The sequence below is a fragment of the Ensifer sp. SSB1 genome (assembly GCF_016652895.1).
GTDB lineage: Bacteria > Pseudomonadota > Alphaproteobacteria > Rhizobiales > Rhizobiaceae > Ensifer.
Window position 1 is genome coordinate 1 of sequence record NZ_JAEPRP010000060.1, and the last position, 3,256, is coordinate 3,256.

Annotated in this window: 2 protein-coding genes; both read right to left on the reverse strand. The window is 63.1% G+C overall.

Annotated elements, in window-relative coordinates:
• The coding region (locus I8N66_RS16475; RefSeq protein WP_365887389.1) for a GAF domain-containing protein at positions 1-457 on the reverse strand (457 nt) is incomplete at its 3' end.
• A 167-nt stretch (positions 458-624) separates the two neighbouring features.
• Positions 625-3,216, reverse strand: coding sequence for an aconitate hydratase AcnA (acnA, locus tag I8N66_RS16480; RefSeq protein ID WP_291155334.1), 2,592 nt, complete (start codon positions 3,214-3,216; stop codon positions 625-627).
• Between the last annotated feature and the right edge of the window lie 40 nt (positions 3,217-3,256).

Consider the following 3,256-nt stretch of genomic DNA (forward strand, 5'->3'; position numbering starts at 1 on the left):
TATGGCTGGCGTCGAAATGATCGTCCTGATGAATGATGACCGGCTCGCCGGAGACGATACAGGCCCCGACGGCGCAGGTGCCGGCGCGGTTTTCCGACCATTCCGAGCCGAGATAGAGCCCCGCCTTGCGAAGCTGATTGTCGAAGGTCGGATCGCCCATGAAATCGACGGTGACGCCGCGTGCATCGGACAGCAACAGAACATAGTTCTGCTCGGCGACTTGGTTGAACAGCCCTTCAAGGCCCGAACGACCGATGCGGATCAGTTCTTCCGCCTGTTCGCGATGCTCGCGCAGCTTCGATCCCGGAACGATATAGGCTTCCTGCGCGATCGTCGGATCCAGCTTGTAATCGTTGAGGCAGCGCAGCCAGGACTGGACGACAGGTGCATCGCGCGGGCTCGCAGCGCCCAGGCCGACACGCTCTATCTCACGTATATGCGATAGTTGCGTTGTCATCGATCGGCCTCCCAAGCGGGAAGCTGACATACTCCAGGCCTATCGACAATCCATATCTACCGATCGGCAAACGGGCGCCGGGCGGATTCCGCATGGTGGCGCAATCGGAAGTCGCGCCACCAGCGATATGCGTTGAAGCCTGGGTGCCCCGGCGTTTGTCCCGCCTGTTATGGCACCAGGCTGTGCGCCCTGAGGTGGCGGTCGAGAATCTGGGGGATCATCCCGCCTGCGCGCAGGGTCTCTACCTCTTGCTCCGTTTCCACCGCCGCCCGAGCCGCCAGTGTTACGTTTTCGCCGGAGGTGCGTTTCAGAACCAAAGGCACCGGCCCACGTGGACAAATAGCCGTCGCATCGATCTCCAGGAGGTCGAGGGCTGATATCAGCGGCATCTTCTCCTCCTGGAGAATGATGGGAAGAACACCCATGCCGATCAGGTTGGTGCGGTGAATCCGCTCAAAGCTCAAGGCGATCACAGCCCGCACCCCGAGCAGTCCGATGCCTTTCGCCGCCCAGTCACGCGACGATCCGGCGCCGTAGCGTTCTCCTGCAACGACGACGACGGAGCGCTGCTCCGACCGGTAGCGTTCGGCCACCTCCCATAGTGGGGCCTCTTCCCCTGTCGGTGCGTGAACGGTCGTTGACGCGGGCCTGCCATCGAGGAGGTGGTTGGCGGCCGAACGATTGTCGAAGAGGCCGCGCGCCATCGCCCTCCAGTTGCCGCGACGGGCGGCGTAGACGTTGAGATCGTTCGCGGGATCACCGGCGGCAACGAGGTGGCGGCCGGCATAGCTGGTGGCACCGATCTGGCCGGCCGGAGAGATGTGATCCGTGGTCATGTCATCTCCGAGCACGAGCAAAGGGTGCGCCACATAGGTCCCGACGCGGCTGGGCGCGCCCGCGACGGCAAAGGGTGGTCGTCGGATGTAGGTTGAGGCTTCATCCCACGGGAACGTCGATGACGTTGGCGCGGCCAACGCATGCCAGGCCTCGTTTCGCTCCGCGTTCAGGAACGCGCGGTGGTAGTCCTGCGGATCGGAGTGCTGCTGGAGAACGGCTTCGATCTCGACGTCGGCAGGGATCAAGTCTCCGAGGCGCATGGGTGTTCCGTCCGTGGCTCGCGCGATCTCAGTGTTCATCGGGTCCGGAACGAACTTTCCAATCAAGGATAGAGCCAGAACATGCGGCGGCGATGCCAGGAAACCGAACTGGAGACTTGGATGCACGCGGCCGGGAAAGTTGCGATTGCCTGAAAGCAGGGCTGCCGCGATCGTTCCGCCGGCGATCGCGTCGGCCATCTCGCTTTGAAGGGGCCCAGAGTTTCCGATGCAGGTCGTGCATCCGTGGCCGACGATGCCGAAACCGACGGCCTCAAGCTCGGCAAGCAGGCCGCTTCGCTTCAAAAACAGTTCGGCGGATGGCGAGCCGGGTGCCAGCGATGTCTTGACCCAGCAGGGCGGGCGCAGGCCTAAGCGTTTGGCATTGCGGGCGACCAGGCCTGCCGCGGCGAGCAGTCGTTGATCCGACGTGTTGGTGCAGCTCGTGATGGCGGCGATCGCGATTGCGCCGTCCGGTATGCCGGGTTTGCCTTGCTCCAAGGGCCGGCCGCATGCGGTCTCAAGTGCAACCAGGGCATTGGCCAGTGGCAGCTTGTCTTGCGGGCGGCGTGGGCCGGCTATCAATGGTTCGACCGCCGCGAGGTCGAGCTCGATCACGCGGGTATAGCGCGGCGAAGCTGCAGGTTCGAACCAGAGGCCGAGCCCCTTTGCCGCGTCGCGGACGAGTTGGCAATGGGATGGAGACCGACCCGTCTGGCTGAGATAGGCAAGGGCCTGTTCGTCGATCGGAAAGTAACCCGTCGAGGCGCCGTATTCCGGCGCCATGTTGGCGACGACCGCGCGATCTCCGGCCGAAAGCGTCGAAACACCCTCGCCGAAAAATTCGACAAACTCGCCTGATATTCCATGACGCCGCAGCAGGTGGGTCGCTTCCAGCGCTAGATCGGTCGAGAGAACGCCTGGCATCAGCCTTCCCTTCAGCCGCACGCCGACCACATCGGGAATGCGTAGCGTCACCGGAAAACCAAAGAAGACACTTTCGGCCTCCAGGCCGCCGACGCCCCAGGCCAATACGCCGATGCCGTTGATCATGGGCGTATGGCTGTCGGTGCCGATCAGCGTATCCGGCACGGCCCATCGTTCCCCACCGCGTTCCTCGACGGAAATCACCGTTGCGAGCTGCTCGAGGTTGATCGTATGCATGATCCCCGTCCCCGGGGGATGCACCTTGACACCCGGCAGGGCCTGGGTCGCCCATTTCATCAGGCGATAGCGCTCGCTGTTTCTGTCCATTTCGCGCTGCATGTTGAAGCGGCGAGAGTCGGGTTGGCCGTACCGGTCGACGGCGACGCTGTGATCAACGGAGACATCGACCGGGAGAACCGGGCTCAACGCGTCCGGATCGCCACCGGCTTCCGCGATTGCATCGCGCATGGCGGCAATATCGACGAGAGCCGGCACGCAGGTCGTGTCGTGCATCAGGACCCGGGAAGGGTGGAAAGCGATCTCCGCTTCACTCATCCCTGCCTCGAGCCAGGACTTGAGCGCCGCGATAGTCGAGGCCAACTGGGCGGTGTCCTTGCGTGCGACGTTTTCAAGCAGAATGCGCAGGACCCAGGGCAGGCGTTCGAAGTCAGGTCCGAAATCCGCGCGGAGGTCCACAACGTTCAGCGTTCCGTGGACCGAAGGGATGCGCAACGCCATGTCGATTCCTCCAATATTGCTTTTTTAAAACTAAAAAGCC

Excerpts from the sequence above, each read along its gene's own strand:
- acnA (WP_291155334.1), bottom strand. The coding sequence starts at position 3,216 with ATGGCGTTGCGCATCCCTTCGGTCCACGGAACGCTGAACGTTGTGGAC.